This window comes from Ensifer sp. ENS06 (assembly GCF_014852205.1).
In the GTDB taxonomy this organism is placed as follows: Bacteria; Pseudomonadota; Alphaproteobacteria; order Rhizobiales; family Rhizobiaceae; genus Ensifer; species Ensifer adhaerens.
On the sequence record NZ_JACVBC010000002.1, the window covers coordinates 604,543 to 631,224 of the forward strand.

General features: G+C 64.4%; 31 protein-coding genes. 17 read left to right on the forward strand and 14 right to left on the reverse strand.

Annotated elements, in window-relative coordinates:
• Nucleotides 1-22 precede the first annotated feature (22 nt).
• On the reverse strand, nt 23-337 hold the full coding sequence (locus tag IB279_RS12135) for a DUF1272 domain-containing protein (protein ID WP_112771046.1): 315 nt from the start codon (nt 335-337) through the stop codon (nt 23-25).
• Between the two features lie 103 nt (nt 338-440).
• Between IB279_RS12135 and IB279_RS12140 the strand changes: the two genes are divergently transcribed.
• The gene (locus IB279_RS12140) at nt 441-1,421 is read left to right on the forward strand and encodes a GlxA family transcriptional regulator (RefSeq protein ID WP_234824419.1); all 981 of its coding nucleotides are present in this window, start codon (nt 441-443) and stop codon (nt 1,419-1,421) included.
• On the opposite strand, the gene IB279_RS12145 is transcribed toward IB279_RS12140, so the two are convergent.
• Entirely contained in the window at nt 1,418-2,014 is a 597-nt protein-coding gene (locus tag IB279_RS12145; RefSeq protein ID WP_112771048.1) for an isochorismatase family protein, read from the reverse strand. The genes IB279_RS12140 and IB279_RS12145 overlap by 4 nt on opposite strands.
• A gap of 6 nt (nt 2,015-2,020) precedes the next feature.
• On the reverse strand, nt 2,021-2,485 hold the full coding sequence (locus IB279_RS12150; RefSeq protein ID WP_043622517.1) for an Lrp/AsnC family transcriptional regulator: 465 nt from the start codon (nt 2,483-2,485) through the stop codon (nt 2,021-2,023).
• A 189-nt stretch (nt 2,486-2,674) separates the two neighbouring features.
• On the opposite strand from IB279_RS12150, the gene IB279_RS12155 reads away from it, so the two are divergent.
• On the forward strand, nt 2,675-3,394 hold the full coding sequence (locus IB279_RS12155) for an aspartate/glutamate racemase family protein (protein WP_112771049.1): 720 nt from the start codon (nt 2,675-2,677) through the stop codon (nt 3,392-3,394).
• 62 nt (nt 3,395-3,456) lie between these two features.
• Here the strand turns inward: IB279_RS12155 and IB279_RS37930 are convergent, their stop codons facing one another.
• The 4 genes from IB279_RS37930 to IB279_RS12175 all read right to left on the reverse strand — a co-directional run bounded on the left by IB279_RS37930 (nt 3,457) and on the right by IB279_RS12175 (nt 6,909).
• Nucleotides 3,457-4,347, reverse strand: coding sequence for a GrpB family protein (locus IB279_RS37930; RefSeq protein WP_112771050.1), 891 nt, complete (start codon nt 4,345-4,347; stop codon nt 3,457-3,459).
• Nucleotides 4,348-4,740, reverse strand: a complete 393-nt coding sequence (locus tag IB279_RS12165; protein WP_112771051.1) for a glyoxalase/bleomycin resistance/dioxygenase family protein — start codon at nt 4,738-4,740, stop codon at nt 4,348-4,350.
• A 52-nt stretch (nt 4,741-4,792) separates the two neighbouring features.
• Nucleotides 4,793-6,073, reverse strand: coding sequence for an NAD(P)/FAD-dependent oxidoreductase (locus IB279_RS12170; RefSeq protein WP_112771052.1), 1,281 nt, complete (start codon nt 6,071-6,073; stop codon nt 4,793-4,795).
• A gap of 431 nt (nt 6,074-6,504) precedes the next feature.
• Nucleotides 6,505-6,909, reverse strand: coding sequence for a helix-turn-helix domain-containing protein (locus tag IB279_RS12175; protein WP_060605391.1), 405 nt, complete (start codon nt 6,907-6,909; stop codon nt 6,505-6,507).
• Between the two features lie 199 nt (nt 6,910-7,108).
• On the opposite strand from IB279_RS12175, the gene IB279_RS12180 reads away from it, so the two are divergent.
• Together IB279_RS12180 and IB279_RS12185 are read left to right on the forward strand one after the other, a co-directional pair.
• Complete coding sequence (locus IB279_RS12180) at nt 7,109-7,993, forward strand: SDR family oxidoreductase (protein WP_060516005.1); 885 nt, start codon at nt 7,109-7,111, stop codon at nt 7,991-7,993.
• 207 nt (nt 7,994-8,200) lie between these two features.
• Nucleotides 8,201-8,584, forward strand: coding sequence for a VOC family protein (locus tag IB279_RS12185; RefSeq protein ID WP_034792755.1), 384 nt, complete (start codon nt 8,201-8,203; stop codon nt 8,582-8,584).
• A 108-nt stretch (nt 8,585-8,692) separates the two neighbouring features.
• Here IB279_RS12185 and IB279_RS12190 read toward each other — a convergent pair whose 3' ends face one another.
• The 3 genes from IB279_RS12190 to IB279_RS12200 form a co-directional block, all read right to left on the reverse strand.
• Nucleotides 8,693-9,907, reverse strand: coding sequence for a multidrug effflux MFS transporter (locus tag IB279_RS12190; protein ID WP_192339223.1), 1,215 nt, complete (start codon nt 9,905-9,907; stop codon nt 8,693-8,695).
• Nucleotides 9,908-10,006: 99 nt separating this feature from the next.
• Nucleotides 10,007-10,639, reverse strand: a complete 633-nt coding sequence (locus tag IB279_RS12195; RefSeq protein WP_060605397.1) for a histidine phosphatase family protein — start codon at nt 10,637-10,639, stop codon at nt 10,007-10,009.
• Between the two features lie 11 nt (nt 10,640-10,650).
• Nucleotides 10,651-11,403, reverse strand: coding sequence for a pyridoxine 5'-phosphate synthase (locus tag IB279_RS12200; protein ID WP_060516002.1), 753 nt, complete (start codon nt 11,401-11,403; stop codon nt 10,651-10,653).
• A gap of 473 nt (nt 11,404-11,876) precedes the next feature.
• Here IB279_RS12200 and IB279_RS12205 point away from each other — a divergent pair, with 473 nt between their 5' ends.
• The 3 genes from IB279_RS12205 (at nt 11,877) to IB279_RS12215 (ending at nt 14,989) form a co-directional block, all read left to right on the forward strand.
• Nucleotides 11,877-12,989: a hypothetical protein gene (locus IB279_RS12205; RefSeq protein ID WP_060516001.1), complete on the forward strand. Its 1,113-nt coding sequence runs from the start codon at nt 11,877-11,879 to the stop codon at nt 12,987-12,989.
• A gap of 397 nt (nt 12,990-13,386) precedes the next feature.
• On the forward strand, nt 13,387-14,061 hold the full coding sequence (locus IB279_RS12210; RefSeq protein ID WP_034792747.1) for a MerR family transcriptional regulator: 675 nt from the start codon (nt 13,387-13,389) through the stop codon (nt 14,059-14,061).
• A 253-nt stretch (nt 14,062-14,314) separates the two neighbouring features.
• On the forward strand, nt 14,315-14,989 hold the full coding sequence (locus IB279_RS12215) for a hypothetical protein (RefSeq protein ID WP_112771056.1): 675 nt from the start codon (nt 14,315-14,317) through the stop codon (nt 14,987-14,989).
• Nucleotides 14,990-15,009: 20 nt separating this feature from the next.
• Here IB279_RS12215 and IB279_RS12220 read toward each other — a convergent pair whose 3' ends face one another.
• Nucleotides 15,010-15,369, reverse strand: a complete 360-nt coding sequence (locus IB279_RS12220) for a VOC family protein (protein ID WP_192339224.1) — start codon at nt 15,367-15,369, stop codon at nt 15,010-15,012.
• 38 nt (nt 15,370-15,407) lie between these two features.
• Nucleotides 15,408-16,535, reverse strand: a complete 1,128-nt coding sequence (locus IB279_RS12225; RefSeq protein ID WP_112771058.1) for an ATP-dependent RecD-like DNA helicase — start codon at nt 16,533-16,535, stop codon at nt 15,408-15,410.
• 451 nt (nt 16,536-16,986) lie between these two features.
• Here IB279_RS12225 and IB279_RS12230 point away from each other — a divergent pair, with 451 nt between their 5' ends.
• Nucleotides 16,987-18,027: an AbrB family transcriptional regulator gene (locus IB279_RS12230; RefSeq protein WP_375292944.1), complete on the forward strand. Its 1,041-nt coding sequence runs from the start codon at nt 16,987-16,989 to the stop codon at nt 18,025-18,027.
• 46 nt (nt 18,028-18,073) lie between these two features.
• A complete protein-coding gene (locus IB279_RS12235; RefSeq protein WP_051659255.1) occupies nt 18,074-18,496 on the forward strand; it encodes a hypothetical protein in 423 nt (140 codons plus the stop codon).
• Nucleotides 18,497-18,534: 38 nt separating this feature from the next.
• Here the strand turns inward: IB279_RS12235 and IB279_RS12240 are convergent, their stop codons facing one another.
• Complete coding sequence (locus IB279_RS12240; RefSeq protein WP_112771197.1) at nt 18,535-19,425, reverse strand: LysR family transcriptional regulator; 891 nt, start codon at nt 19,423-19,425, stop codon at nt 18,535-18,537.
• 97 nt (nt 19,426-19,522) lie between these two features.
• Between IB279_RS12240 and IB279_RS12245 the strand changes: the two genes are divergently transcribed.
• From IB279_RS12245 to IB279_RS12260, 4 genes are all read left to right on the forward strand, one after another.
• Nucleotides 19,523-20,506 (forward strand): quinone oxidoreductase, encoded by a 984-nt coding sequence (locus tag IB279_RS12245; RefSeq protein WP_034792738.1) that lies wholly within the window; start codon nt 19,523-19,525, stop codon nt 20,504-20,506.
• 256 nt (nt 20,507-20,762) lie between these two features.
• On the forward strand, nt 20,763-21,140 hold the full coding sequence (locus IB279_RS12250; protein WP_034792736.1) for a lipoprotein: 378 nt from the start codon (nt 20,763-20,765) through the stop codon (nt 21,138-21,140).
• Nucleotides 21,124-21,675 carry an RNA polymerase sigma factor gene (locus IB279_RS12255; protein WP_034792734.1) on the forward strand — a complete coding sequence of 184 codons (552 nt, stop codon included), beginning with the start codon at nt 21,124-21,126 and terminating at the stop codon, nt 21,673-21,675. The genes IB279_RS12250 and IB279_RS12255 overlap by 17 nt, the downstream gene beginning before the upstream one ends.
• Nucleotides 21,672-22,505 carry an anti-sigma factor gene (locus IB279_RS12260; protein ID WP_090294262.1) on the forward strand — a complete coding sequence of 278 codons (834 nt, stop codon included), beginning with the start codon at nt 21,672-21,674 and terminating at the stop codon, nt 22,503-22,505. Before IB279_RS12255 ends, IB279_RS12260 begins: the two co-directional genes overlap by 4 nt.
• Nucleotides 22,506-22,649: 144 nt before the next feature.
• Here the strand turns inward: IB279_RS12260 and IB279_RS12265 are convergent, their stop codons facing one another.
• Nucleotides 22,650-23,285, reverse strand: a complete 636-nt coding sequence (locus tag IB279_RS12265) for a TetR family transcriptional regulator (RefSeq protein ID WP_112771060.1) — start codon at nt 23,283-23,285, stop codon at nt 22,650-22,652.
• Between the two features lie 90 nt (nt 23,286-23,375).
• Here IB279_RS12265 and IB279_RS12270 point away from each other — a divergent pair, with 90 nt between their 5' ends.
• From IB279_RS12270 to IB279_RS37100, 4 genes are all read left to right on the forward strand, one after another.
• Nucleotides 23,376-24,029, forward strand: coding sequence for an O-methyltransferase (locus tag IB279_RS12270; RefSeq protein WP_112771061.1), 654 nt, complete (start codon nt 23,376-23,378; stop codon nt 24,027-24,029).
• Nucleotides 24,030-24,100: 71 nt separating this feature from the next.
• Nucleotides 24,101-24,994 (forward strand): SDR family oxidoreductase, encoded by an 894-nt coding sequence (locus IB279_RS12275; protein WP_112771062.1) that lies wholly within the window; start codon nt 24,101-24,103, stop codon nt 24,992-24,994.
• A 202-nt stretch (nt 24,995-25,196) separates the two neighbouring features.
• Entirely contained in the window at nt 25,197-25,889 is a 693-nt protein-coding gene (locus IB279_RS37095) for a transporter substrate-binding domain-containing protein (RefSeq protein WP_246801895.1), read from the forward strand.
• Entirely contained in the window at nt 25,843-26,667 is an 825-nt protein-coding gene (locus tag IB279_RS37100; protein ID WP_246801897.1) for a transglycosylase SLT domain-containing protein, read from the forward strand. The genes IB279_RS37095 and IB279_RS37100 overlap by 47 nt, the downstream gene beginning before the upstream one ends.
• Nucleotides 26,668-26,682 lie beyond the last annotated feature (15 nt).

Consider the following 26,682-nt stretch of genomic DNA (forward strand, 5'->3'; position numbering starts at 1 on the left):
AGTCAAGAACAGCCCGCAACCGTCAGCGCTCGTTCGGCGCGAGATGCCGGATCCGCGCCACATGCGCCGCAATATCCTCAGCCGTAAACGGTGAATGGCGACGTACGTCGCTGGCGGGATCAAAGCCGAGACCCAACCGCTTTTCCGGGCGAAAGGACCGCTGGGGCCGGATCGGCCTTGGCGCAAATCCGCCGCCGCAGGTCGGGCAGACATTGTGAAGCACCGTTTCCACGCAGCTTGCGCAATAGGTGCATTCGTAAGAGCAGATGCGCGCATCCGCAGACGCCGGCGGCAGGTCGCGGTCGCACAGTTCGCAGTTCGGTCTGAGTTCAAGCATGGTCGGCTCCAAGGGTGGCGGGTGATGGCCCCGCTTGCTCCCATGAAAAGCCTTTGGCATAAATGACAATATGCCCTCGTTTTACGCCAAACCCGAAAAAGCCGTGCGAACGGTCGCGATCGTGCTCTTCGACCGCACCAAGCTGATCGATGTGACCGGCCCGTTGCAGGTCTTCAACGACGCCCGCACCGCGTCGGGCTCCCGGGCCTATTCCATCGCGCTGGTCTCTGAGTTCGGCGGCCCGGTCGCAACGGACACAGGCGTTGCGCTCAATACCCGTCCGTTCTCCGATTGCACCGCGCCCGACACCCTGCTCGTCTCGGGCGGGCAAAGCGCGCTCGAAGCGGCGAATTCGGAAGAGCTGCAAGCATTCCTGGCGGCCATGGCCGGCCAATGTCGGCGCCTCGGCTCCATCTGCCTCGGCGCCTTCATTCTCGCGCGCGGCGGCCATCTTGATGGGCGGCGCGCAACGACCCATTGGGAAGATTGCGCCCAGTTGCAGCAGGATTTCCCAGATATCGACGTGCGCGAGGATTCGATCTACGAGCAGGATCGCGGCATCTGGACCTCCGCCGGTGTGACCGCCGGCATCGACATGGCGCTTGCGATGGTCGAAGAGGACCTCGGCCGCAGCGAGGCCCTGCGGCTCGCGCGCTCCCTGGTGCTCTACGTCAAGCGCACGGGCGGCCAGCGCCAGTTCAGCGCCGCCCTGCACCAGCAGATGACGAGCCGAGGCGACCGCTTCGATGCGCTGGTGGCCGAGATCCGCTCCGATCTTGCAACCGACCTCTCCGTGCCGCGGCTTGCGGACATGGCGCGCATGAGCGAACGGAGTTTCTCCCGCCTGTTCACGCAGGAGGTGGGCGCAAGCCCTGCGCAATTCGTCGAGGAATTGCGGGTCGACGCGGCCTGCGAGGCGCTCCAGCGCGGGGACGTGCCCGTCTCGCAAGCGCCGTTTCTCTTCGGCTTCGGAAACGCCGAGCGTATGCGCCGCGCCTTTCAGCGCCGCAAGGGCATCGCGCCCTCGGACTATGCGGCCCGCTTCGGCCCGCCCTCACGGGCGAAACCCGGAGGGGAAGCTTAAGAGGACGGAGACGCGACGGCGAAGGCGATGTCTTCCACCGCATCCGTGAGCACGATCTCGTCACCGAGCGACCATTCGGCCGCGCGTGCGGCGAGACGCGCAGGCACCATCGGCGAGCGGCCAGGCCCGGGCGGCACGTCATAGGTGGCGTGTGCGTCATTGGCGAGGATCATGGTGAAGTCCTTAGCCATGGCCGTGCGGGCTGTCGCCGCCAGGCACATTTCCGAAAGCATGCCGCAGATCGCGATCGTCTCGACCTTGCGCGCCCGGAGCTGGTCTTCGAGATCGGTGCCGTCGAAGCCGTCGTCGTGCCGTTTGCGCACGACCACCTCGCCTGACTTGGCGGCAAAGAACAACTGCCAGCCATCGGTCTCCGGTTCGTCGACAGCGCCCTCAGGCCCATCGTTCTGCAGGAAGATCACCGGCACGCCGGCCGAACGCGCCTTCTGCAGAAGCAGGCCAACTGCCCGTTGCAGATCGACATGGCCGGGCACGGCTTCAGGCCCGGAAATAAAGGCCCGCTGCACATCGACAATCACCAGCGCATCGGCAACGTCGCCACCGACCGCCTTGCTCACAGCGTCATTCGTCATTTCGCCTCACACCGCATAATCGACCGGCACCGCCGTGCCGCTCTTCAGGATTTCCATCGAGATCGAGGCGGAGACGTCGAAGAGTTCGACCTTGCGCACGATCTGCTTGTAGACCACGTCGTAGTGCTCGACACGCGGCAGCACGACCTTGACGATATAGTCATGATTTCCCGTCAAACGATGGGCCTCGACGATTTCGGGGATATCGCTGATCGCCCGGCGGAAGGTTTCGATCCATTCGTCCGAGTGGTGCGCCGTCTTGATCAGGGCAAACACGGTCGTCGGCACGCCCATGCGCTCGCGGTCGAGCACGACGATGCGCCTGGCGATGTAACCCGCCTCCTCCAGCCGCTGGATGCGGCGCGAACAGGCTGAAAGCGACAGGTTCACCCGCTCCGCCAATTCGCCGACGGCCACACTCGCATCCTGCTGCAGCAGCGCCAGCAGCTTCCTGTCTCTATCGTCGAGCACGCCGATCCCTCCCATGATCAGAAATTCATACGCTACATAATTGCACATTCACTCCAACATGCGCAAACCATTCGCGCGCATGGCCGCTTTTGCTCCCATCAAAGCGAACCATTGCCGCCGACCCTGCGGCATAGTTCAGCCCATCAAACGACGGTCGCCACGGACGGCGGCGGTAGCGGACAGAGAGGAATGGTTATGCGCAAGATCGGTCTTATCGGCGGCATGAGCTTCGAAAGCTCGGCGGTCTACTATCGCATGGTCAACGAGGCCGTTCGCGACCACCTGGGCGGGCTGCATTCGGCCGAGGTGCTTTTGCATTCCGTCGACTTCCAGTCGATCGTCGACCTGCAGAAGGCCGGCCGCTGGGAAGACGCTGCCAAGCGGCTTGCCGATGTCGCCCAGGGCCTCGAAGCGGCCGGTGCGGACTGCGTGCTGATCTGCACCAACACCATGCACCTGATCGCCGATCAGGTTCAGGCAGCAATCGACATCCCCCTCATCAACATCATCGACGAGACGGCAGCGCGCCTGAAGGCCGCAGGCAGCCGCCGGCCGCTGCTGCTTGCCACCCGCTACACCATGGAGCACGGCTTTTATGCCGAGCGCATGAGAAGCCACGGCATCGACATCCTGGTGCCGGATGCGGACGGCCGCACCCTCGTGCACGATGTCATCTTCGACGAACTTTGCGCCGGCAAGGTGCTGCGCTCGTCCCGCCGGGCGCTGATCGAATTGATCGACAAGGCCGAAGCGGAAGGCGCGGACGCCGTCATCCTCGGCTGCACCGAAATCTGTCTGACCCTCGACCCGAGAGCCTTGCCGCTGCCGGGCTTCGATTCCACCGCGATCCACGCGGAAGCTGCCGTCGAATTCGCACTGGATGGGGTTTGCCTCAAGCAGGCCGCGTAGTTAGCCGAGCGCGGGGCTAGGCTGCCCAATCGCGTCACATCGATCAGCCGCCACAAAGACGGCTATCGGCGGCGCGCAAGCGGCTGCAGGAAGACGCGCTCATAGCTCACGAACGGCGGATCGTCGGCGTAAAGCGCGTTCGCTGCCATCCCATCGGGATCCGCGGCCACATCGCTGCGATAGCGCAGATACGCCGCCTCGTCCGCAAAAGTGAAGAGCGCGACGGCGATGTCGCCGGCTCCGTCTTCGCCCACCCCCGGAAAACTGGCGCCGACGCCCTCAGGTTTTTCGCGCGGCACGAAATAGCCGTGATGCGTCCCGCCGTGCCGCTCGATCAGCGTCATCCAGGTTTGCGCATAGGCCTCGAATTCCGCCAGGCGGGCCGGTTTCAGCCAGTAGCGGATCTCGCAAGTGACTGTTGCTCGCACCATAGCGGACCGATCTCCTGTCATCCGGTCTTCGCGATCGACGGTCGCGTCGACGAAGCGCGTCTTCTCAGCGGTGTAGCGATCGCCGTCATATCGATAGGTCTCGGCGAGGCGTGCCTTCAGCGCCGCGTAGGCCAAGGCGGTGTCCGCATGGCTGCGCAGATGGTCGCGGAAGACAAGACGCCGTCGATGGGTCTCGTTGTCCGGCGGGCAGAGATAGACGCGCCGCTTCGGCTCGACCCCCTGCAGCATAAAGGCCCAGACATCGTCGTCGTACCGGTTGCCGCGCGCCTGGTAGCCGGCCGCAACGAGCAAGGCGCTGGCAACCGCAATGTCGGGCAGCCCCCTCAAGGTGACATCGATGTCGATGACGGCCTTTGCGGCCAGGCCGGGAACGGCCGTGCTGCCGATATGATCGACGGCGATTGCCAGCGCACCGAGGATGCGCCTGAGGTCCCCTTCGATCTCCCGGTAGCACTGCGGCCAGCCTGGGTCATAGGCAACGATCTCCACCCGCGTCGCCATTCAGAACTCCGCCTCGTTGCCGATGCCGCCCTCTCCCGGACGCGGCCCGCGAAGGCCGATGCAATTGCCCCAGGGGTCGCGCACCTGGCACATCCAAAGCCCCTCCTGGATCGCCATCGGCCCGCGATAGAGATGTGCGCCGAGCGCTTCGAAATGGGCGAGCGCCCGATCGAGGTCCGCGACCGCCCAGTAGACGACGGAACCGGCAGCACCGCTCGCCACCTTCTCGTCGGCCTGGACGATTTCGAGATCGATGGTGCCGATCCGCAGATAGGAAAAATCAAAGGCGGCAAGAAACCGATGTTCAGCGTCAGGAAATGCGCGCTGATACCAGGCAAGACCCGCCTGCGTATCGGCCACATGCACCAGAATGGCCGCCACCCCGTCCGCCATCACCCCCTCCATCCGCCATCCGGATCGCCTTGATACAGGATTCGCGGCCGTCTCAGGTGGAAATCGCCGGAGCGGCCGCTTGGCCGCGCCCGTCCGCGCCGCCCCGCACCGCCTGCCAATCGCATTCGGCAAGCCCCGCCGGCTTGAACGGGTCGATCAGCGTGCCCGAGACGATCGAGGCGAGCAGCCCCTGCATCGGCGGGGTGCGCGCAACTGTGGCTACCAGCCTGTCGCGCAGCCAGGCGAGAGCCGTCGAGTCCGACTGGTAGAAGGGCGTGAAGAGAAGCGACAGCAACTGGAACAGCGCGACGTGGTTGCGGCGTGCGGCGGCATAGGCGGCAAGTGCGGCATCGAGATCGCCAGCCGTCTCCAGCGCATGCGAAAGTGCTGCGACGTCGAGCAGCGCCATATTCGCCCCCTGCCCGAGCTGCGGGCTCGTCGAATGGGCGCTGTCGCCGACAAAGGCGATGCGGCCGGAGACCGGCGGGCGCATGGTGCGGTGCGCATAGCGCGCCAGCGTCAGTTGCTCCCAGTCACTGATCTGATCCAGCAACGGCGCACAATCCGGCCAGTAATCGAGAATGCGCGCCTTCCAGCGATCGAGCCCGGCCTGCCGTATCACGTCTGCGTCCGCTACCCGGAGGCTCCAGAAGAAGGCGACCCGGTCGCGCTCGCCCATCCGCGCGCGGCCCGCCGGCAGGATGCCGATCATCACCTTCGCCCGGTCGTAGCGCTGCACCAAAGCGTGCGCATCATGATTGAGGCCGTCGCTGTCGAGCGTCGCCCAGAAGGCGCTATAGGCAAGCTCGCGCACCTTGGGCGCGGCGGTCGAACCGGCTGCCAGCGCCGAGCGTGCGCCGCTTGCATCGATCACCAGATCATAGGCGCCCGCCTCATGCCCTTGCGCGTCCAGCATCACCGCCTTGCCGCCAGCCATTCGAACCTCGGTCAGCGTGACGCCGGTCTTGACCGGCAGCCCGGCCGCGGCCACGGCATCGTGAAGCGTATTGAGGAGGGCCGCGCGCTGCACCGCCAGCCCGAAGCGCCCACCGGCGAGCGCATCATAGCGCACGTCGAGCACGGTGCGCCCGGATTTGGCATCGGCGCCATAGAGCCGATCGATCCGGCTGCCGAGGACCAGCATCGGCTGCAACAGGCCGAGTGTGTTCAGGACCGTCAGCCCCGTCGGCTGCAGCATCAACCCGGAACCGACAGGTGAAGCTGCGTCGAACCGCTCGAGGATCTCCACCCGATGACCGCGCCGCGACAGCATCAGTGCCGCTGCCAGCCCCGCCGGGCCGGCGCCCGCTATGCCGATATGAAGTGTCTTCATGGTTCCCCGAGGTGACGCGGATGATCGGCGAAACTATAGGGAAAATCAAAGTGCTAGGGCAAGGTCACGCTACCGGGACACGACGTCGCGCGTGGCGCATGACGTTGCGTCATGCTGCAAAGGAGTGGCCGCGCCTCATCCGGCCTGCCGGCCATCCTCTCCCCGCAGGCGGGCGAAGTGGCACCCGCTCGTTCCATCGTCGCTCCCGCCAGTTGCGTCACCGTAGGAACGATCGGCGCGCCTTCGGTCTCATCTGACGGCTGCCCCACTCGGCAACGCTCCGACCGGCCGCGTCCCCTCTCCCCGTCTGCGGGGAGAGGGTTAGGGTGAGGGGCAAGCCCCACGAAACGATCACCGGACACGAAAATAGCAGGCGCGCCACAGCGCAACCAACCCGCGACTAAGGGGCATCATCGCCGCTACGAAACGCCCTACCCCTCCGCGTCATACACCTCGCGCGCGGCCCGAATGGCGCCGTGGTTTTCCACCGACCAGTCGACGAAGTGCTTGAGCAGGCCGAGCAGCGAGCGCCCGAGATCGGTCAGCGCATATTCGACGCTCGGCGGCTGTGTCGGGTAGACGGTGCGGTGGATGTAGCCGTCGCGCTGCAGGTCCCGCAGCGTCTGGGTCAACATGCGCTGGGAGATGTCGGGGATCAGCCGGCGGAGCTGCGAGAAGCGCAAGGGGCCGTCGGCGAGCGACAGGATCATCAGCGAGTTCCACTTGCCGCCGATATTGTCCATGACGTCGCGGACCGGGCAGTTTTCCATATCCATCGGCACGCCGCAGACGATCGCCACGCGCTTGCCCTTCATGTCCCCGGTCGGCTTGTTCATCGGCGGTACCCTTTTTGTAACCACAGCAGAAAAAACTGCCTCCTTTACAGCCCTACTGCGATTACGCGATAAGAGCAAGTCTCAAAAAGAGACCATGTGCCGAAGCATCTCCCAGGCAACGGCAGGAAGAGCCGGCGAGGCCTGCGCCGCGGCGTTCTGCGCGCGTTTCCGTCTCGGCCAAAACAGAAAAGGTAAGACCATGTCCGATACATTGCTCGTCACCGGCGCAACCGGCCAACTCGGCAAGCTCGTGCTCGACCAGTTGCTTGCGTCCGGCATCGCACCGGCCCGGATCATCGCCACCAGCCGCGATACGGCGAAGCTCGCCGATTATATCGCCAGGGGTGTTCAGGCCCGCGTCGCCGATTTCGACGATCCCGCTTCGCTCGACCAGGCCTTTGCCGGCGCCGACCGGATCCTGATCATCTCGACCGACGCGCTGGACCAGCCCGGCAAGCGGCTGAAGCAGCATCTGGCCGCCGTTGCGGCTGCGAAGAAGGCCGGCGCCAAGCACATCGTCTACACCTCGATGCCGAGCCCGGAAACCTCGGTCATTCCCTTCGCACCCGATCATCTCGGCACTGAAAACGCCATCAAGGCGACCGGCATTCCCTATACGATCCTGCGCAACGGCTGGTACATGGAGAACCTGTTCATGGCGCTGCCGCATGCTCTTGAGACCGGGCAATGGTATTCTTCTTCGGGCGAAGGCCGCCTCGCCCACATCGCCCGCGGTGATGCCGCCAAGGCCGCAGCCGCAGCCCTTGCCGCCTCCACAAGCGAGAGCCACACCTATACGCTGACGGGCGGCGAGCTGCGCTCGACGGACGAGATCGCAGCCCTCGTCGCCAAGGCGACCGGCAAGTCCCTCAACGTCGTGCACATCTCCGACGAGGCGCTCGCAGGCGGCCTGAAGAGCGCCGGCCTGCCGGACTTCCTGATCCCGATCGTCGTTTCCTTCGACGCCAACACCCGCGGGGGCCACATCGACATGGTGACGGGCGATGTCACCGCGCTGACCGGCGCGACGCCGGTGACGCTCGCCGCCTTTCTCGAAGCGAGCAAGGCGCGACTTGCCAGCTAAGCGGTAAGCCAGGCAGCGGGAGCCCGGCCGTTTGCGTCGGGCTCTCGAAACGACCTTTGCCATGCTGTCGGCACCGGGAGGGCACGAGCTGCCCGCCCTGCCGGCCAGACAATCTTCGCCATGGTCGTCACCGCCATTTGTTCTTGCTTTGTTCACGTTTTCGCTCTATGAATTCTCCTGGCTTCACCGCTTAAAAAAGGGGAAATCATGAGCGTTTATCTGACCGTCGGTGCATTGGATTCCGCCAGGTCCAATGCATTCTACGATGCCACCCTGGCGACGATCGGCTGGAAGGCGCACACGGACTTTCCGGACTGGCGCGCCTATTCCGAAGGCGGAACCGGCAATGGTCCCGTGCTGTGGGTCTGCAAGCCCTTCAACAATGAACCGGCAAGCGCTGGAAATGGTTCGATGGTCGGCTTCATGGTCCAGTCCCGTCAGGACGTCGATGCCTTCTACCAGGCAGGCATGGCCAATGGCGGAACGGATGAGGGCGCCCCCAATCCGCGGCCGCATTATGGGCCGCACTGGTACGCGGCCTACATGCGCGATCCCTCCGGAAACAAGATTTCCGTCGTCTACAACGGTTAGCCCATCGCTGCCTTGGCGGGACACAGTAGCCGGGCATCCCAAGCACCGCGCTCGCCGGCATGGGAAGGCTGATGCCTGGCACGCGGGCTTGGCAGCTTTTGCCGTCGCCTACCGGAAGGCCTCCACCGGCGAAGCATCGGCCCTCAGCGCAAGCTCGGCCAGAACGAGCGCGCCGACACCGGCGAGAAAGAAGCCGGCCGAAAGGTTAAGTGTCGTGCCATCGTAGAAGGCGCCCACCGCGATCGAAAACACCGTCGCCACGAGGCTGGAGCCGGAGGCGATCAGCGATGCGCCGAGCCCGGCCACCTGCCCGAGCGAACGCATGGCCATGGCGTTGAGATTGCCGAACAGCACGCCGACCGCAAAGAAGGCGGCAAAACCAAGCACCAGCAGCATCGCAAGCGGCGGCCGCCCGCCCCAATAGAGCGATGCCGCAAGCATCGCCAGCCCTGCCGCGGCCAGGCCCACAAAACCCCGGCGCGCCATCGCCTCCGCGCCAAAGCGCTGCACGAGCTTGGCATTGAGGAACGAGGCAAGCCCGATGCCCGTCGCCAGCATGGCAAAATAGAGCGGGAAGGTCTCACCGATTCCGTAGGCGTCGAAGAAGAGGTCGGCGGCCGTGCTCAGATAGAGAAGCTGCGCGCCGAAGACGAGCCCGGTCGCGACGATCAGCAACGTCACCCGCCGATGCGACAGGATGCGCCGCCCGTTCGATACGAGCAGCCCCAGGCGAAAGGGAATGCGTTTGTCGGCCGGCAATGTTTCCGGCTGCCGCATCACCAGCCACAGGCCGAGAACGCCCGCCGCCGCGAGATAGACGGCAAAGATGCTGCGCCAGCCGGCTACAGTGATGATCCCCTGCGCCAGTGTCGGCGCCAGCATCGGCACCAGAATGAACAGCGTGAACATGAACGACATGACGCGGGCCATGGCGTCACCCTCGAACTGGTCGCGGATCATCGCCCTCGTCGCGATCTTCGGCCCGGAGACGCCGACACCCTGAAGAAACCGGCCGAGGATGACCATTTCGAGCGAGTTCGCCACCATGGCGATGACCGTTCCGAGCGCATAGACGCCAAGGCCCAGGACCAGCGCCCTCTTCCGCCCCATCGCATCGGAAAGCGGCCCGAGCAGCAGTTCGCCGAACGCCATGCCGAGAATGAACAGCGAAATCACATGCTGGGTGGAAAGCGGCGGCGCGACGCCGACGTCGGCGCCGATCTGGCGCAGACCCGGCAACAGCGCGTCGATGCTGATCGAGGTCAGCGATGTCAGAAGCGCATAGAGAACGATGCGCTCGCGAAAACTGGTCTGAATGGTCATGGGCCGGAGATGGGCGAGAGGACGGGCTTGCTCTATAGCAGCCCCCGTTGCAGATTGCATTGCGTTCGCGCCTGCGTTGCCCTGAGTATTTTCAGGATGTTACGGCGTCTCATTTGCCAGATGCGCGGCATCCGCCAGGCGGACGACGGCGCGATTCCTGAAAAAATCATCCTCGCGCAGATGAGTGATGCTTCCGGATTTCGCCGGGAAGCTCAAGAAGCCGGCGGCCTCGATCGGAACCTTCATCCAGGCCGCCATCACCAGCGTCAGCGTGAAACCGTGGGTGACGATGATCTGCGTCGGACAGGGCCTGGCGACGATGGCCTCGACGCAAGGGTAGACCCGAAGCGCCACGTCGCGGCGGGTTTCCGCGCCGTCGATACCGCAATCATGATCCAGCCGATTGTCGTCCGGCGCCGCGGTATAGCGCGCGTCGAGCCAGGCCTGCGGCCTGCCGCCGGCCACGCCATAGCTGATTTCGCGAAGAGCGGCGGTTTCCGTCACGGGCGCGGCAAGGCGCGCGGCGATCGCCGCCGCCGTTTCAGCAGTGCGCAAAAGGTCGGAGCTGAAGATCTCGACCTGTCTCCCGCCGACAAGGGTCGCAAGACGCTCGGCCGTGGCTGCCGCATCCTTTCGGCCGCCCTCGGTCAGGCCGGTATCGTACCAGCCGCCCACCCTGCCCTCGACATGGTGGACGGATTGCGTGTGGGTGACGACGAAGAGTTCCTTCATGCGAAGGCGCCTCAGACCTCCTGCCCGCAGGCGCGACGGAAGCGGCGCACGGTCTCGGCCATGCCGTACTCCAGCGCATCGGCGGTCAGGCCGTGGCCGATCGACACTTCGGCAAGGTTCGGAATGTGCCTGGCAAGCAGCGGCAGGTTGGCGACAGTCAGGTCGTGGCCGGCATTGACGTCGAGACCGAGCTCGGCCGCCATCGCCGCCGTGCGGCCAAGCTCGCCGGCGATCTTCTCGGCCTTTTCCGGATCGTCATAGCAGCCGCCATAGGGGCCGGTGTAGAGTTCGATGCGGTCCGCACCCGTTTCCTTGGCGATGCGCAGCGCCTCCATGTCCTCGTCGCCATCGGCAAACAGCGAAACGCGAAAACCCTTCTTCTTCAGCCGGCCGACCACATGGCCGAGCAGATTGTGGTTCTTGCGGAAATCCCAACCGTGGTCGGAGGTCGCCTGCGCCGGATCGTCGGGCACCAGCGTCACCTGTTCCGGCCGGTGCGCTTCGACGAGACCGAGGAACTCCTCGTTCGGGTAGCCTTCCATGTTGAATTCCGTCTCCGGGAATGCGCCGTCGATCAGGTCGCGGATCGGCTGCAGGTCGGAAAAGCGGACATGGCGCTGATCCGGCCGGGGATGCACCGTGAGGCCGGCGGCGCCGGCTTCGAGCGCAATGCGCCCGAGTGCGGTGACGGAGGGCCAGGGTAGATCGCGCCGGTTGCGAAGCATTGCGACGGCATTCAGATTCACGGACAGTTTTGCAGGCATGTCTGAACTTTCCAGAGGCGGGGCCGCTCACGGCCCGATGCGGGCAATGTGGATGCAATGTTCTACTGCATATTTAACGAAAGCAGAAACGGTTTGAGGTCGGGATTATGCAGCAATTCCAAGGAGTACCAATGCAATATCCGCGTCAATGGCGCGCAGTGCGTTTGCCCGCCTTGTCTTGATCAAATCTTGACAATCGATCTCTCTAATATGCAGGAAAGCTCAATCACCGGAACGAAACCTTCGGGCCGCCGACACGCCGGCACCGGGCGAGCGAGCACCGCTACGATCTGTCACAGGGATTGAGGACGCAATTTTTACGTTTATTTCAGAAAAAACTCAAATTTGGCGTCTATCACCCCTGACAACCACTTCTTTTGGCCTTAAATTTCCGAATCAGATCGAATGGCCCTGGCCTACGCCGCGATCGCCTTCATAGATTTTTAGATCACATGACCCTGGAGCAAGCACCGATGACGACGGTCGAAAGACCCTGCGATGAGACGATACGGCGGACGCTCCGTCGCATCCTCGAAAGCAAGGCTTTCGCGCGCTCCGAGCGCTTGCGGGCGTTCCTCGCCTATGTCGTCGAAAAGGAGATGATCGGCGAAGGCCATCAGCTCAAGGGGTACTCGATCGCCATCGACGTCTTCGACCGGCCACAGGCCTTCAACGCCGACAGCGACCCGCTGGTGCGCGTGCATGCCGGCAAGCTGCGCAAGCTGCTCAAGGCCTTCTACGAGGGCGACGGCGCCGACGAGGAATGGCGCATTGCCATTCCCAAGGGAACCTACGTTCCGGAATACCGCCACGCGCGGACGGAAGTGGCCGAAACTGCCGCCCCCGCGCCGCGTCAACCGAAGCCGGCCAAGCGGCGCTTTGCCGGGCATCGCCCCGCCTGGCCGCCGGCCCCGCTCTCCTCGCCGCTCTCCGTTCTGAGCGTCCTGCCGCTGTTGCTCTTTGCCCCGATGCCGTCGCAGGAAATGACGCTGGACCTCGACGCCCAGGCCAAGCTCTTCAACGCCCGCCACGCAACCGAGCGGGTGCTGCCCGCCGTTACCGTGAAGCTCAGCGGCGCCGAAAACAGCGATGCGAAGGCCTTCGCCACGGCGCTGCGGCTTGCCGCCCAGCGCCACAAGACGCTGGCGCGCGCCACCGATGGCGACACCGGCCGACCGGTCTCGCGCAACTCAGCACTTTCCTTCACAGTCCAGGTGACCTGGTACGACGCACCGGCCCAGGGCATTCGCGTCACCCTCTCCCATGACGGCGAGAACGTGCCGATGCGCCAGGACTTCATCACCTGGAAGCGGCTCGAGACCGAGCCTGACCTGCTTTTCGAGAGCATGTCGCTCGCCGCCGAACTGTTTTCGCTCGATGGCGAGATCTATAATCACGCCCGCGAAGAGCAGATCGAAAGCCCGCTGATGGGCTGCATGGCCGCCACCCAGCGCTATCGCAAGCACCTCACCCGCGACACCTTCGAGACCGCCTGGTCCTGCCAGCAGAAACTCTCGCCGCTGCGCGGCGACGAGCCGCTGTTCATCCTCAGCGCCAACAGCCCGCTCAAGGTCATCGGACACTGAGCCTGCCCGGCGGGGCGGGCAAAGGCCGGTCCGCATGAAGCGGCTGCGACCCCCGGTCCGCCACATTCGCCTGCCATACTGGGACTGGTCATATTAGCGATTCGCGTATACGGTACACGCATGCGTTGGGAATGGGTGCCTGGGTGCTCGTCAGGCAAGCATCGATGTCCTGAGTAAACCGTGCCTTGCGCGCGGAGGTGCCCCAACCGAGCAGCAGGTATTGTCGTTGACGATCAACGAGTGTCTCACCGCGCGGATCCGTCCGCACCTTTGAGACCCGACGATCGCCACCGCTTCCGGACGCGGATTGCGCGCGCCCCTGGGTCGGTCTCGATTCAGGAAATTGCAGAAACCGCGCGTCGAAAGACGCGCAGGCTGTAGACCGGGGACCTTCGACATGCCGCGAGACCACTGGAAATTCGAGGGCGTGCTGGCCGCGCCCGATCGTGTCGGCTTTCTGCCCGACCTGCCGCTTCCCCACCACGACCCCACGACGCCGCTGGCGATCGCCGACATGGCCGACGCTTTCGGCGTCACCCATCGCACGCTGCACTTCTACGAGGAGAAGGGGCTCCTGACCGCCGCCCGCATGGGGCCGATGCGGGTCTACAACGAAGATCACATTCGCCGCATGGCCGTCATCAACGCCTGCCGCGAGATCGACATGCCGATCTCGACCATCCTGGAACTGCTGACCGGACTTGCGGGCACCGAGGAGCAGGCCGAAGCCGACAAGCTGTTTCGCGACGCCCTGCTTGCCCGACGGCGTGAGCTTGCCGCCCAGCAGGCAAACCTGCGCCGGCAGATGCAGCGCATCACCGAGCTGCTCGAAACCACCGACGGAGGCGAAGCCACCGATGAGGACGGCCATGTCCATCTCTCGCCGATCGAAAGCGAGTGCCTGACCTTCATGGCCGACGGCTATCCGGCGGCGCGCATCGCCGGGCTAATGGATATGGACGTGGCGGCAGCGCTTACCCTTGAAGCCGGCATCATCCGCAAGTTCGGCGCCAACAACCGCTTCCAGGCGATCGCCAAGGCGGTGCTTTCAGGCATGATCTCGCCGGAATAGCGAGAACACGGCAGCCGCCCCCGATGCCTTGCCGTCCGCATCCTCGTGCGTGAAGAGGACGAGGTCGCGTTGCGCCTCACCTAGGTCACGACGCTCTGCTGCAGCCCCTGCCCGCAGGCCTGCCACAGTAAGGCGCGCCGAACAGTTTGCAGGTCCACGCGGCACAATTCTCTTGAACGGCAGACATTGCGGTGTCGCCATTATCCCGCACGTGTTACGAGGGCGCCTGAACAAATACGGACGAGAGACCCCGATGCTTCCCTGGATAGAGCTGGACCGCGCAACCATTCCCGGTGACGGCGACGAGCTGCGCCTGAAGCAGCGCGGGCAGGAATTCTCGATCATGCTCGGCTCGAACGAGCTGATGAACAGCCGGTTGAGCGGCTCGGAAGAAGCGCTGGCAACGCTCGCCCATGAGCGCATCGCCGGCGGCAAAAACCTGAGCATGCTGATCGGCGGCCTGGGCATGGGCTTTACCTTGCGCGCGGCCCTTGCCGTGCTGCCAGGCGATGCCCGTGTGACCGTCGCCGAACTGGTTCCGGCCGTCGTCGACTGGGCGCGCGGCCCCATGGCCGATCTGCACAAAGGCACGCTCGACGATCCCCGCGTCGATATCCATGTCGGCGATGTCGGCGCGCTGATCCGCTCGAAGAAGGCCGCCTACGACGCCATCCTGCTCGATGTCGACAATGGTCCGGATGGCCTGACGCGTCCCTCCAACGACAGCCTCTACAGCCACACCGGCCTTCGCGCTGCGCAAGCCGCCCTTCGGGCTGGCGGCGTGCTTTCCGTCTGGTCGTCGGCACCCGACAGCGCCTTCACCCGCCGCCTGCGCGAAGTCGGCTTTGCCGCCGACGAGGTGAACGTGCGCGCCAACGGCAAACGCGGCGGCGCCCGCCATATGATTTGGATGGCAACGAAGCGGTAACAGCTCAAGACGGCTGCACCTCAGATCTTGCGGAAGGCGCGGCTCGATATCGAGATCGGATTGCCTGATGGGTCCTTCGCATTGGCGAACTGATAGCCATCGGCCTGATGGATGGACCCGAATACCAGCCCTTCCTGAGCGCACTCTCGGCTGAAGGCTTCGACATCCCTGACATCGAACACCAGCTTGATGAGGGATTGGCCTTTCCGCTGCCCCTTGGCCGCCGGATGGACCATCAGGCTGGCGCCACCGTCTTGCGGGATCAGCTCGACGATACGGTCGCCCGCCTCGCGCGATGCCTGAAAGCTGAAGTGCTTTTCGTAGAAGCGAACCGTCGCTTCCACGTCATGGGCGTAGAGAATGATCCTGTTGATCGGCAACGACGTCCCTTCCCTCAGGTCGCGCCCAGCTCAATCAATCAACGAACGATGGTCAGCCGCTCCGCAGCGCGAGTGATCGCGGTATAGAGCCAGCGCTCGCGGGTATCGCGGAAGGCCCAGCTTTCGTCGAACAGCACGACATTGTTCCACTGCGAGCCCTGCGCCTTGTGCACCGTCAGCGCGTAGCCGTAGTCGAACTCGTCGTAGCGCTTGCGCGTCGTCCAGGGGATCTCGCCCTCGACATCCTCGAAGGCCGCCTTCAACAGCTTGATCTTGGCGGCACCCCGATCCATGTCGTCGTCTTCGGGCCGGATCATCAGGTTGATGCCCGGCTTCACCGTCTCCTTCGAAGAACTCATCACCTGCCACAGCGAGCCGTTGAGCAGGCCCTTGGCCGGGTCGTTCCGGAGGCACACGAGCTTGTCGCCCGATTGCGGATAGTCGCTGGTGAAGCCTTTCAGTTCGCGCAGGCGCTGGTTGTAGCGCCGGCGGGTCTTGTTGGTGCCGACCAGCACCTGGTCGGCTTCGAGCACCAGTTCCTGGTTCACCTGAGAGCGACCGATCACATGCGTGGTGCCATAGTCGCCATGCATGATTTCCTTGCCTTCGCGCACCTGCATGGCGAGCTGGATGATCGGATTGTCGCGCGCCTGGCGGTGAATGTCCGTCAGCAGGTAGTCCGGCTCCTGATTGGTGAAATAGCCGCCGCCCGTAACCGGCGGCAACTGGCCGGGGTCGCCAAGCACCAGGATCGGCGTGCCGAAGCTCATCAGGTCCTTGCCGAGTGCCTCGTCCACCATCGAGCATTCGTCGACGATGATCAGCGCCGCCTTGGCGACCGGGCTCTGGCGGTTGATCGCAAACATCGGCGCGATCGAGGTCTTGCCGGTTTCCTCGTCGGAAACCTCCTCTTCGCCGCGCGGCCGGTAGATCAGCGAGTGAATGGTCTTGGCGTTGCTCGCGCCCTTGGAGCGCAGCACCTGCGCCGCCTTGCCGGTAAAAGCGGCAAACAGCACGTCGCCATCGACATGCTCGGCAAAATGCCGGGCCAGCGTCGTCTTGCCGGTACCGGCATAGCCGAACAGCCTAAAGAGCGGCGAGCGGCCCTCTTTCAGCCATTGCGAAACGGCCTTCAGGGCCTCGTCCTGTTGCGGTGCGAATTGCATGAGGCTGAGTGTCAGGATTCGGGCCGCACACGCAAGCCCGGAATTGCGGCCCCACCGGAGGACCAGGAGCCGCCAGCTTCGCGAGCGTCAACGCCGCGCGCAAAATTACCCCGCAAAATCAAGGCCGCGCCTCGTCACCGCTCCTTCCGGCGCGGCTTACGCCCGGTCGAATCTGTTCACGTTTTTTTCTCATTTCGCCTCCTGCCCGCACGGTGCTCGCATTGCCCGCTGGCAATCCTGTGGCACTTTCTTGCTCTGCCCCTTGAATGCAACGCCGCATTGTTGCTAACGAGCGTGACGTGATGGCGCCCGCGCTTCTGCTGGCGAAGACCATCGCTCGAAGCCCGTCAAGGCCGGCCCCGGTGGCCGTTCCCGCCTTTCCGGGCCATGCCGGAGAGTGCCCGTGAAAACCGACAAGCCAGCTGCGCCGCTCGCCCCGGACAAGGTCGGCATCGGACGGTTCGCGCCCTGGCTGCAATGGAGCCTGCTGCTTGCGGTCTCCATCGTCCTTGCCTCGTTTTTCGAATTCATCGGCCTTCCGGCCGGGCTGCTCATGGGCCCGATGCTGGCCGCCGTGCTCGTCGGCATGAATGGTGGCACGATACGCCTGCCGCGCCAGCTGTTCTTCTGCGTGCAGTTCATCCTGGCAATGATGATTGCCGGTGCCATGACGCCGGGCATGCTCGCCACCTTCTCCGGCAACTGGCCGCTGTTTCTCGCCGTCATCCTCTCGGTCATCGCCGTCAGCACGCTCTGCGGCTGGGTCATCACCCGCATGCGCATCCTGCCGGGCACAACCGCGATCTGGGGATCGTCGGCAGGCGCCGCTTCGACCATGCTGCTGATGGCTGACGCCTATGGGGCCGATGCACGCCTCGTCGCCTTCATGCAGTATCTGCGCGTGATCTTCGTCGCCAGCACCGCGACCGTGGTTGCGCATATGTGGGTCACCGGCGCCGAAGCCGAACAGACCACCCACTGGTTCGCACCGATCGACGGCCTGCTTTTCCTCGAGACAATCGCCGTCGGCCTTGGCGCAGCGCTCGCCGGCCGCTTCCTGCGCGTGCCCGCCGGTGCCTTCCTGCTGCCCTTCCTTCTCGGCGCCGTGCTGAACGTCTCAGGCGTCATGACCACCGCGCTGCCGCAATGGCTGCTGGCGATCTGTTTTGCCATGCTCGGCTGGAACATCGGCCTCGGCTTCACCCGCCAGATCCTCATCCATGCCCGCCGCGCGCTGGTGCCGACGATCATCTCGATCGTCGTGCTGATCTCGTTCTCCGGCCTGCTTGCCCTGCTTTTGATCAAGGTGGTCGGCATCGATCCGCTGACCGCCTATCTCGCCACCAGCCCCGGCGGCCTCGACTCGATCGCCGTCATTGCCGCCTCGAGCAAGGTCGACCTCTCCTTCGTCATGGCCCTGCAGACAGCCCGCCTGCTGATCATCACCATGATCGGGCCGGCGCTCGCCCGCTTCGTCGCCGACCGGGCTTGACGATGTTGGCCCGACACGTTTCCAATGCGCTGCCGGGAGAGCACTCGTGAAGACGCTCAGAATCTATGGACCTCCGGAAGCCGCGCTTCCCTTCGACCTGCGCGACATCCTGCAGCGCCTCGCACCCCGCTCGCTGAGAGCGTCGTGGAGAGTTTCCGCCGTCGACGCAGGTTATCAATGGTTCGATGCCACCGGCCCCGGCGGCGACGTTCTGGAGAGTTGGGCCCAGTCCGGGAGCATGATCGAGGGCCGGCACCTGGCCGCCGCTGTGCAAGACGTTCTCCAGATCATCTGGGGAGAGTTTACCGGTTTCCTGCCCGGCACCCCGAACAGCCCCTGGATCGTCATTCGCGCCATCGACAGCACGTTTTACGAAATCACCACGGACGACGAGACGGTTCTGCAACGGGTGGAGACCGGTTTCCAGGGCGCTCGCCGTTCTGATGCCCCGTGGAAACCGGCCGACTAGCACCATCGGCTGCTCCCTCACGAAAGCGTCTGCAATCCTCAGGCGCTTTCCGCCAATCGCGCAGCGAAGCGCGCCATCACGGTGGAGACCGCCTCCTTGGTGAGCCGCACGCGCGGCAGTTCGGCCGATTGTTCATGGACCAGCAACCAGAGATCCGGGGCCAATGGCGGCGCCTCCGGCAGCAGCGGAGTGAAGCCTGCCGCCTCGGCCGCAAAGGCCGGAAGCACGGCAAAGCCGAGCCCGTTTTTCACCGCCGCCATCTGCGCGCCGAGCGAGGAGAAGCGCATCGCAGGCTGCAGGCCGGGGCATAGGGTTTCCAGCCAGGCGACCATAATCAGGTAGCTCAGCCCCTCGCTCCAGCCGACCAGCCGGTGGCGGTAGAGGTCGGCAGGTGCGCTCGGCATGCCGTGACGCGCGATGTAGCCAGGCATCGCATAAAGGCCGAAGGCGAGTTGGCCGAGCCTGCGCTGGCGATAGTTGCCCTGCTGCGGCCGCACCAGGCGCAGAACGATGTCGGCCTCTTCGCCGGCAAGCCGCACCGGGCGCACGCTCGAATGCATCTCCAGGCGGATTTCCGGATGCTCCAGCAGGAAACCGGCGAGGCCCGGCAACAGGACCTCCTGCCCCAACAGTTCAGGCACGTCGATGCGCACCGGGCCGGCAAGGTCGTTGTCCTTCTCCCGCGCCGTCCGCTCGAAGACCCGCATCTGCGCCTCGGCCCGCTCGGCCGGCGCCAAAAGCGCCTCGCCCGCCGGCGTCAGGTCGTAACCGTCGCGGTGCGGCCGGAAAAGCCTGACCTGCAACGCCGCCTCCAGCACCTCGATCCGGCGTGACACGGTCGATGCGCTGACACCAAGCCTGACGGAGGCCGCAGTCAGCGAGCGCGCATTGGCAACGGCAAGAAAGAATTTGAGATCGTTCCAGTCCATATCGCTTTCCATTTTTGGAAATCAGAATTGCGGAATGGTTTCTCGACCGAAGCCAGGAAATCAAGCAGTTTCTTCTGAAATCCGGAGAGAAACCAGCATGACGCCCAACATCGATACCTTTCGATTTTCCGAATTTGGCGAGCCGTCGGTGCTCGCCTTCAAGGCCGAGACGCTGGGCGAGCCCGGGCGCGGCGAAATCCAGATCCGCCATCTCGCCATCGGCGTGAACTACATCGACATTTATCACCGTCGGGGTTCGGCACCCCTGCCCCTGCCGAGCGGGATCGGCGTCGAAGGCGTCGGCGTGATCACCGCGCTTGGCGAAGGAGTCGAAGGCTTCTCGATTGGCGCACGCGTCGCCTATGTGGGCGGCCCGCCCGGCGCTTATGCCACCCACCGCAACCTGCCCGCCGCCCGGGCGCTGGCGCTGCCGGAGGAACTGGACAGCCGAGAGGTCGCAGCCCTCGTCTTCAAGGGACTGACCGTCGAATACCTGATCCGTCGCTGCATCGAGGTGAAGCCCGGCGACACGGTGCTCTTCCATGCGGCGGCCGGCGGTGTCGGCTCGATTGCCTGCCAGTGGCTGAGCCACATCGGCGCGACCGTCATCGGCACCGTCAGCTCCACAGAGAAAGCCGAGATCGCCCGGGCCAATGGCTGCCATCATGTCATCCTCTACAGCCAGGAGGATTTCCGGGTCCGCGTCGGCGAAATCACCGGTGGCAAGGGTGTCGGCGTCGTCTATGATTCCGTTGGCGCCGACACCTTCGCCAGGTCGCTCGACTGCCTGCGCCCGCGCGGCACGCTGGTTTCCTTCGGCGCCTCCTCCGGTCCGGTTCCCCCGCTCGACGTCGCCTCGCTCTCGGCCAAGGGCTCGCTCTATGTCACTCGTCCCTCGATCGCCCACTACACTGCCGAGCGAGGCGAGTACGAAGCGGCGGCGCGAGAGTTGTTCGGCGCCATGCAGGCAGGTGTCGTTCGTGCCCCAGCCATCACCACCTATCCGCTTCACGACGCCCGCAGGGCTCACGAAGACCTGGAGGCCCGGCGGACGACCGGATCCGTGGTCCTGCTGCCCTGAACGGCTGTCGCCTCCAACTGGTCAGCGCCCTATTCCCCCTCTCGTCGGCCGCGCGATGAACGTCGCGTGGCCGGATGCGTCCTGTGGCCGACCTGCAAGAACCGAACCGAAACTTCCGCCAGTTCTCCGGGAATAAACCCTGTGCTTGCCGTGTCTTACGGTTGGATCTGCACCATGCGGCTCCCGCGGAAACGGGACGAGGAGGCTTTTCGCCCGTTTCCGGACAGGAAAACCATCTTGAGGAAGGACAACTGCCATGAGAACGTTTCCACTGACGATCGCCATGCTGCTTGCGGCCAGCGTTACGGCTTTCGCCGCGCCGCCGGTCAAGGAAGTCGAGACCGCCAAGGGCAAGGTGCTGGCCGGAGAAAACGGCATGACGCTCTACACCTACAAGGACGATCATGGCGGCGTGTCCATGTGCTACGATGATTGCGCCAAGAACTGGCCGCCCTTCTTCGCGGAAGCCAGCGCCAAGGCAGATGGTGCCTATACGGTCGTCGAGCGCAAGGACGGCAAGAAGCAATGGGCCAAGGACGGTATGCCGCTCTACTTCTTCATCAAGGACAAGAAGATGGGTGACATGACCGGCGACGGCATGAAGAAGGGCGAATGGAATGTCGCCAAGCCGTAACGGCGGCAACGAGGATGCGGGGGCACCCCCCGCCTCCGACCGGTTCGAAGAGGATGTGCTGGCCCTGGTGCCGGCACTGCGGCGCTATGCCCGCAGCCTGGTGCGCTCGGACCCGGATGGCGAGGACCTGTTGCAGGATTGCGTGGAGAAGGTGCTTTCACGCCGCGCGCAGTGGCGCGGCGTGAACCTGCGCGCCTGGGCCTTCACCATCATGACCAATCTCGGCCGCAACCGGCACCGCTATGTGGCGATGCACCCGCAGGTGGCGCTGGACGAGGACCTGGGCCTTGAGGCCGAGACCCACGAGAGCGACCCGCTGGAGCGCTCGCGGCTCGAACGGGCGCTGAACGGGCTCTCCACGGAGAACCGCTCGGTGCTGATGCTCGTGGTGATCGAAGGATACCGCTACCAGGACGTGGCCGAGATGATGGCCATACCGATCGGCACCGTGATGTCGCGCCTGTCGCGCGCGCGGCGCCAGCTTGCAGAAGCCATGAAGGACGACAATGTGATCAGCATGCGGAGACCGAAATGACGGAAGGCCACAACACCGTCTCCGAAGACGACCTGCACGCCTATGTCGACGGCGCCCTTGGCCCGCGCGAGCGGTTGCGGATCGAGCAATGGCTCGAGCAAAACCCCACGCAGGCCGAAGAGGTCCGGCAATGGCGGGCGCAGGCGGTCGAGTTGCGCGCGCTCTTTGCCGGCTATGCCCGCAGCGACGCCGATGACCGGGCTCTGCTTCTGAGCAACGGCAGCGAACGCCCGCAACCGGATCCCGGCAAGGACACCCGATCGTTTGCCAGCATCGCCCGCGCCGTCGCCGCCGGCCTGGTGCTCTTTGCGGCCGGCGGCCTCACCGGCCTTTACGCGCCCTCCTTGCTCGCACCCGAGCAAAGCCCCCGGCCGACGCAGACGGCCGACAGCCTGCCGCGCCAAGCGCAATCGGCCTTCCTGGTCTATGCCAGCGAAGTGCGCCATGCCGTCGAGGTCGGCGCCGACGACCAGACCCATCTCGCGACCTGGCTTGGCAAGCGCCTCGATCATCCGCTCTCGATCCCTGATCTCTCCTCGCTCGGCTTCTCGCTGGTCGGCGGCCGGCTGCTGCCGGTCAACGGCAAGGCAGGCGCGATGTTCATGTATGAGGATGGCACCGGCCGACGGCTGACGGTGCTGCTCGGCCGCAACGACGACAACCGCGAAACCAGCTTCCGCATCGACGAGAACGACGGCGTCGAGACCTTCTACTGGATCGACGGCCCGCTCGGCTACGCCGTCACCGGCGAGGTGCCGCGCGATCTGCTGCAGCAGGTGGCGGATGAATGCTACCGGCAGTTCGAAAAGAGCGAGGCGACGAAGAGCTGAGGGGGAACCCGGCCAACGCCGATCAGGCTTTGTCGGCAAGGTATTTCAAAGAGTTACAGTCGAGCCCGCACATTCGTCTCACCCTGCGTACCCGAGACGCCCTGCGCTCAAAATCGCCGGGACGCTCACAATTTTCGGGATGCATCAGGTGCCGGCGCCCTTCGCCACGAGATAGGCCGAGAACATGTCGGCCATCGCATCCGCATAGGCCTCGATCTCCGCATCGCTGCGCGCCGTTCCCGAAAAATCCTTCCCCACCGTCGTCATCGTCGTCATGATCAGGTCACCGGCAAGTTCCCTGAGGTCGGTGGGTGCGTTCGGAAGAAGCTCGATCATGAACTGGTCGATGAGCGGATCGTTGGCCTCCTTGGCTTCCCGGGCTTCGGGCGCATCGCGATAAAGGGGTGCCGCGTCGCCCAGGGCAACCCGAACGGCCGCTTCCTCGCATTCCGAGCGCAGGAAGGCGTGAACCAGCGACCGCAGCCGATCGAGCGGCGACCGCGACCCGTCACTGAGGATCGTCGCCAGCAGCCCCGACGTCTGCCGCCATTCGTCGCTTTGCAGGCGGAACAGGATCGCGCCCTTGTTGGGAAAATACTGGTACAGCGACCCGACGCTGACGCCCGCCCGTTCCGCGACGCGGGCAGTGGTAAATCGCTGCGCTCCCTCCTCCTCCAAAACCTGAACAGCAGCCTGGAGAATGGCCTTCACCAGCTCGTTCGAACGCGCCTGCTTGGGCGCTTTTCGTGAAGAAATACGGGCACTTGATCTGTTGGCCATTGGCACCGTCCGCAATGCGATTAGCGAATGCGACGAATTATTCGTATTTTCCTCGGGAACGCAAGCCCATCGAAAACGAAGGAACATCCGATGACCACGCTCACCAGCCAGCCTCTCAAGGGCCTTCTCGACCGCCTGTTCGACGAGGCCGATGCCGCGACCAGCCCCGCAGTCGCGCAACTGCCCGCAAGCGAACGCGAACGATTGCTGCACAGCAAGACCGAATATCTGCAGCTCTACGGGCTCTTGAAGGATCTGTGGCTTCCGGTTTCGCGTGAGACCGGCAACCTCCTCTACATGCTCGCCTGCGCGAGCCGCGCCCGCCGGATCGTCGAGTTCGGAACGTCCTTCGGCATTTCGACGCTCTTTCTCGCAGCGGCGCTGCGCGACAACGGCGGCGGCGAGTTGATCACCAGCGAATTCGAACCGGCGAAGGTGGCGCGGGCCGGACAGAACCTCACGGCAGCCGGTCTCGAGGATCTCGTCGAGATCCGGCAGGGTGACGCGCTGACGACTTTCACCGACCTTCCCGACGCGATCGATCTGGTGCTGCTCGACGGGGCAAAACCGATCTATCTCGACGTCTTCAAGCTGATCGAGCCTCGCCTGCGTCCAGGCACCCTGATCATCGCCGACGACGCCGACAGTTGCCCGGAATATCTCGACTACATCCGTTCGGCCGCCGGCACCTACCTGTCGACACCGCTTGCCGAGGACATCGAAGTGACGATGCGCCTCGCCTGATCGGCGCCATCGTTTCGGTTGAGCGCCGGCGTTTACGCCCACGCAAGGGCACCACATCAAGGAGAACTGCAATGCATGTATTCGTAACGGGCGCGACCGGCTGGGTCGGGTCGGCCGTGGTCAAGGACCTGATCGCGGCGGGGCACAGCGTGTCCGGCCTGGCACGCTCCAGGGAAAAGGCCGCAACCCTCGCCGCAACCGGGGCTTCGGTCGTCGAAGGCGGGCTTGAGTCCGCGGCGATCCTGCAGCGGGCCGCAGGGCAAGCCGATGCCGTCATTCACACGGCCTTCAGGCATGACTTCGTCCACGGCCCGCTCGACCAGGACTTTTCCAGTTTCCTGGAAAGTGCGGCCGAGGATCAGCGCGTCATCGCGCTTCTGGGTGAGGGTCTCGCCGGATCGGATCGGCCGCTACTCGTAACCTCGGGTCTCGCCGGGCTGCCGCTCGGTGCCACGGAAACCGATCGGCCCAATGCCGCCGTGCCGCGCAAATCCGAAGCCGCTGCCCGTGCCCTTGCCGAGCGCGGCATTCGGGCGGCAACGGTCCGGCTCGCGCCTTCGGTTCACGGCGTGGGTGATTATGGCTTCGTCCCCATCCTCGTGCGTCTTGCGCGCCAGACGGGCGTTTCGGCGTATCTGGATGATGGCGCCAATTGCTGGTCGGGCGTCTACCGGGATGATGCAGCACGGGTCTATCGGCTTGCGCTTGAAAGCGGCACGAGCGAGAGCGTCTACCACGCTGTGGCGGACGAAAAGATCCCGTTCCGACAGATCGCCGAGATCATCGGCCGAAATCTCGGCCTGCCGGTCGAAGCCCGCCCGCCCGCGCATTTCGGCTGGTTTGCCGGCATAGCCGGCGGCAACATGGCCGCGTCCAGCGCCCGGACGCGAGCCTTGCTCGGGTGGAAACCTGTTGGGCCTGACCTGCTCACCGATCTGGATCAGGCAACCTACTACGGCACCTGACAAACACGTCCCTGCCGATGACGTCTCGGCAGTTCCCGCGCCTCGACAGTGTCCGTGCACGACTGCAGCCACCGAATGCCACATATTCCAAACTGCTTGTTTACGGTTGCAGGGAGCGTAATCTCAATCCATCCAGTCTGGGCCAGAGCGTGGCAACTTTGGCCCTGTGGCCGGCTAGAGAGCAACTTTGGGGGTCTGGGCAATGTTCACGCTTCTCGCTGTCGTCGCGCGGGTCGAATTGGCGCGCGCCTTTTTTATCCTTTCCGCCCTAGGTCTTGCAGGCCTTTCGCCCGGCAACTCTCGGGCCCAGGAGCAAACACCCGGCTACCGCGCCTGGACTGGCGATTTCGACGGCATGCAGCAACGCCGCCTGATCCGCATTCTCGTCCCTTTCAGCAAGACGATCTACTTCATCGACCGCGGCGAGCAATTGGGCACAGCGGTGGAGACCGGCAATGCGCTCGCAGAGGAACTCAACAAGGACCAGAAAAAGGAGATCGACAGGATCAAGGTCGTCTATGTGCCAACCAGCCGGGATCTGTTGCTTCCGGCCCTTGTCGAGGGTCGCGGCGACATCGTTGCCGCCAACCTGACGATCACTCCCTCGCGCAAGGAGGTCGTCGACTTTACCGATCCGCTGGCAACGGGCGTCAACGAAATACTAGTGACGGGTCCGTCGGCCCAGTCGATCGCAACGCTTGACGACCTCGGCGGAAAGACGGTGTTTGCGCGGCACAGCAGCAGCTACTTCGAACACCTCGGCGCGCTGAACGCCCGCCTGAAGGCATCCGGCAATACCGGGATCGATATCCGGCCGATCGACGAAAACCCTGGAAGACGAGGACCTGATGGAGATGGTCAATGCTGGCCTTCTTCCCTGGTGCGTCGTCGATGATCACAAGGCGCGCATATGGGCAACCGTGTTCGATCGCGTCGTTCTGCATGAGGATATCGCCATTGCTGCGGAAGGCGAGATCGCTTGGGCCATCCGCAAGGACAGCCCGAAGCTCGCGGCCACCTTGAATGCCTTCATCAAGACCCACAAGGTCGGTACCGCCTTCGGCAACGTTCTGAAGAAGCGCTATTACCAGAGCGAGAAGATGGTGCGTGCCGCCTACGAGCGCTCCGAGCTTGAAAAGTATCGCACCCTGCGTGGCTTCTTCGAGACACACGCCACCACCTACGACTTCAACATGCTGCTACTTGCCGCGCAGGGCTATCAGGAATCGCAACTCGACCAGAGCAAGCGCAGCCCACGCGGCGCCGTTGGCATCATGCAATTGCTGCCGACAACGGCCGCCGACAAGTCGGTCGGCATTAACGGCGTAGAAAAGGATCCGAACCGCAACATCGAAGCCGGCGCCAAATACATGCGCTATCTGATCACCACCTATCTCAATGAGCCGGGCCTCGATCCCGTCAACCGGACATTGCTTGCTTTCGCCGCCTACAATGCCGGCCCCGGAAACCTGCGCAAGATCCGCCGTATCACCAATGAAATGGGGCTCGATCCGAACATCTGGTTCGGCAATGTCGAGAACGGGGCGGCGAAGGTGATCGGCCGCGAGACCGTGCAGTATGTCGGCAACATCTACAAATATTATGTCGCCTACTCACTCTTCACCGATCTGGAAGCCCGCAGGGCCGAGAGCGCCGCACAGTCACCGCAATGATGCGATGCCTTTGCA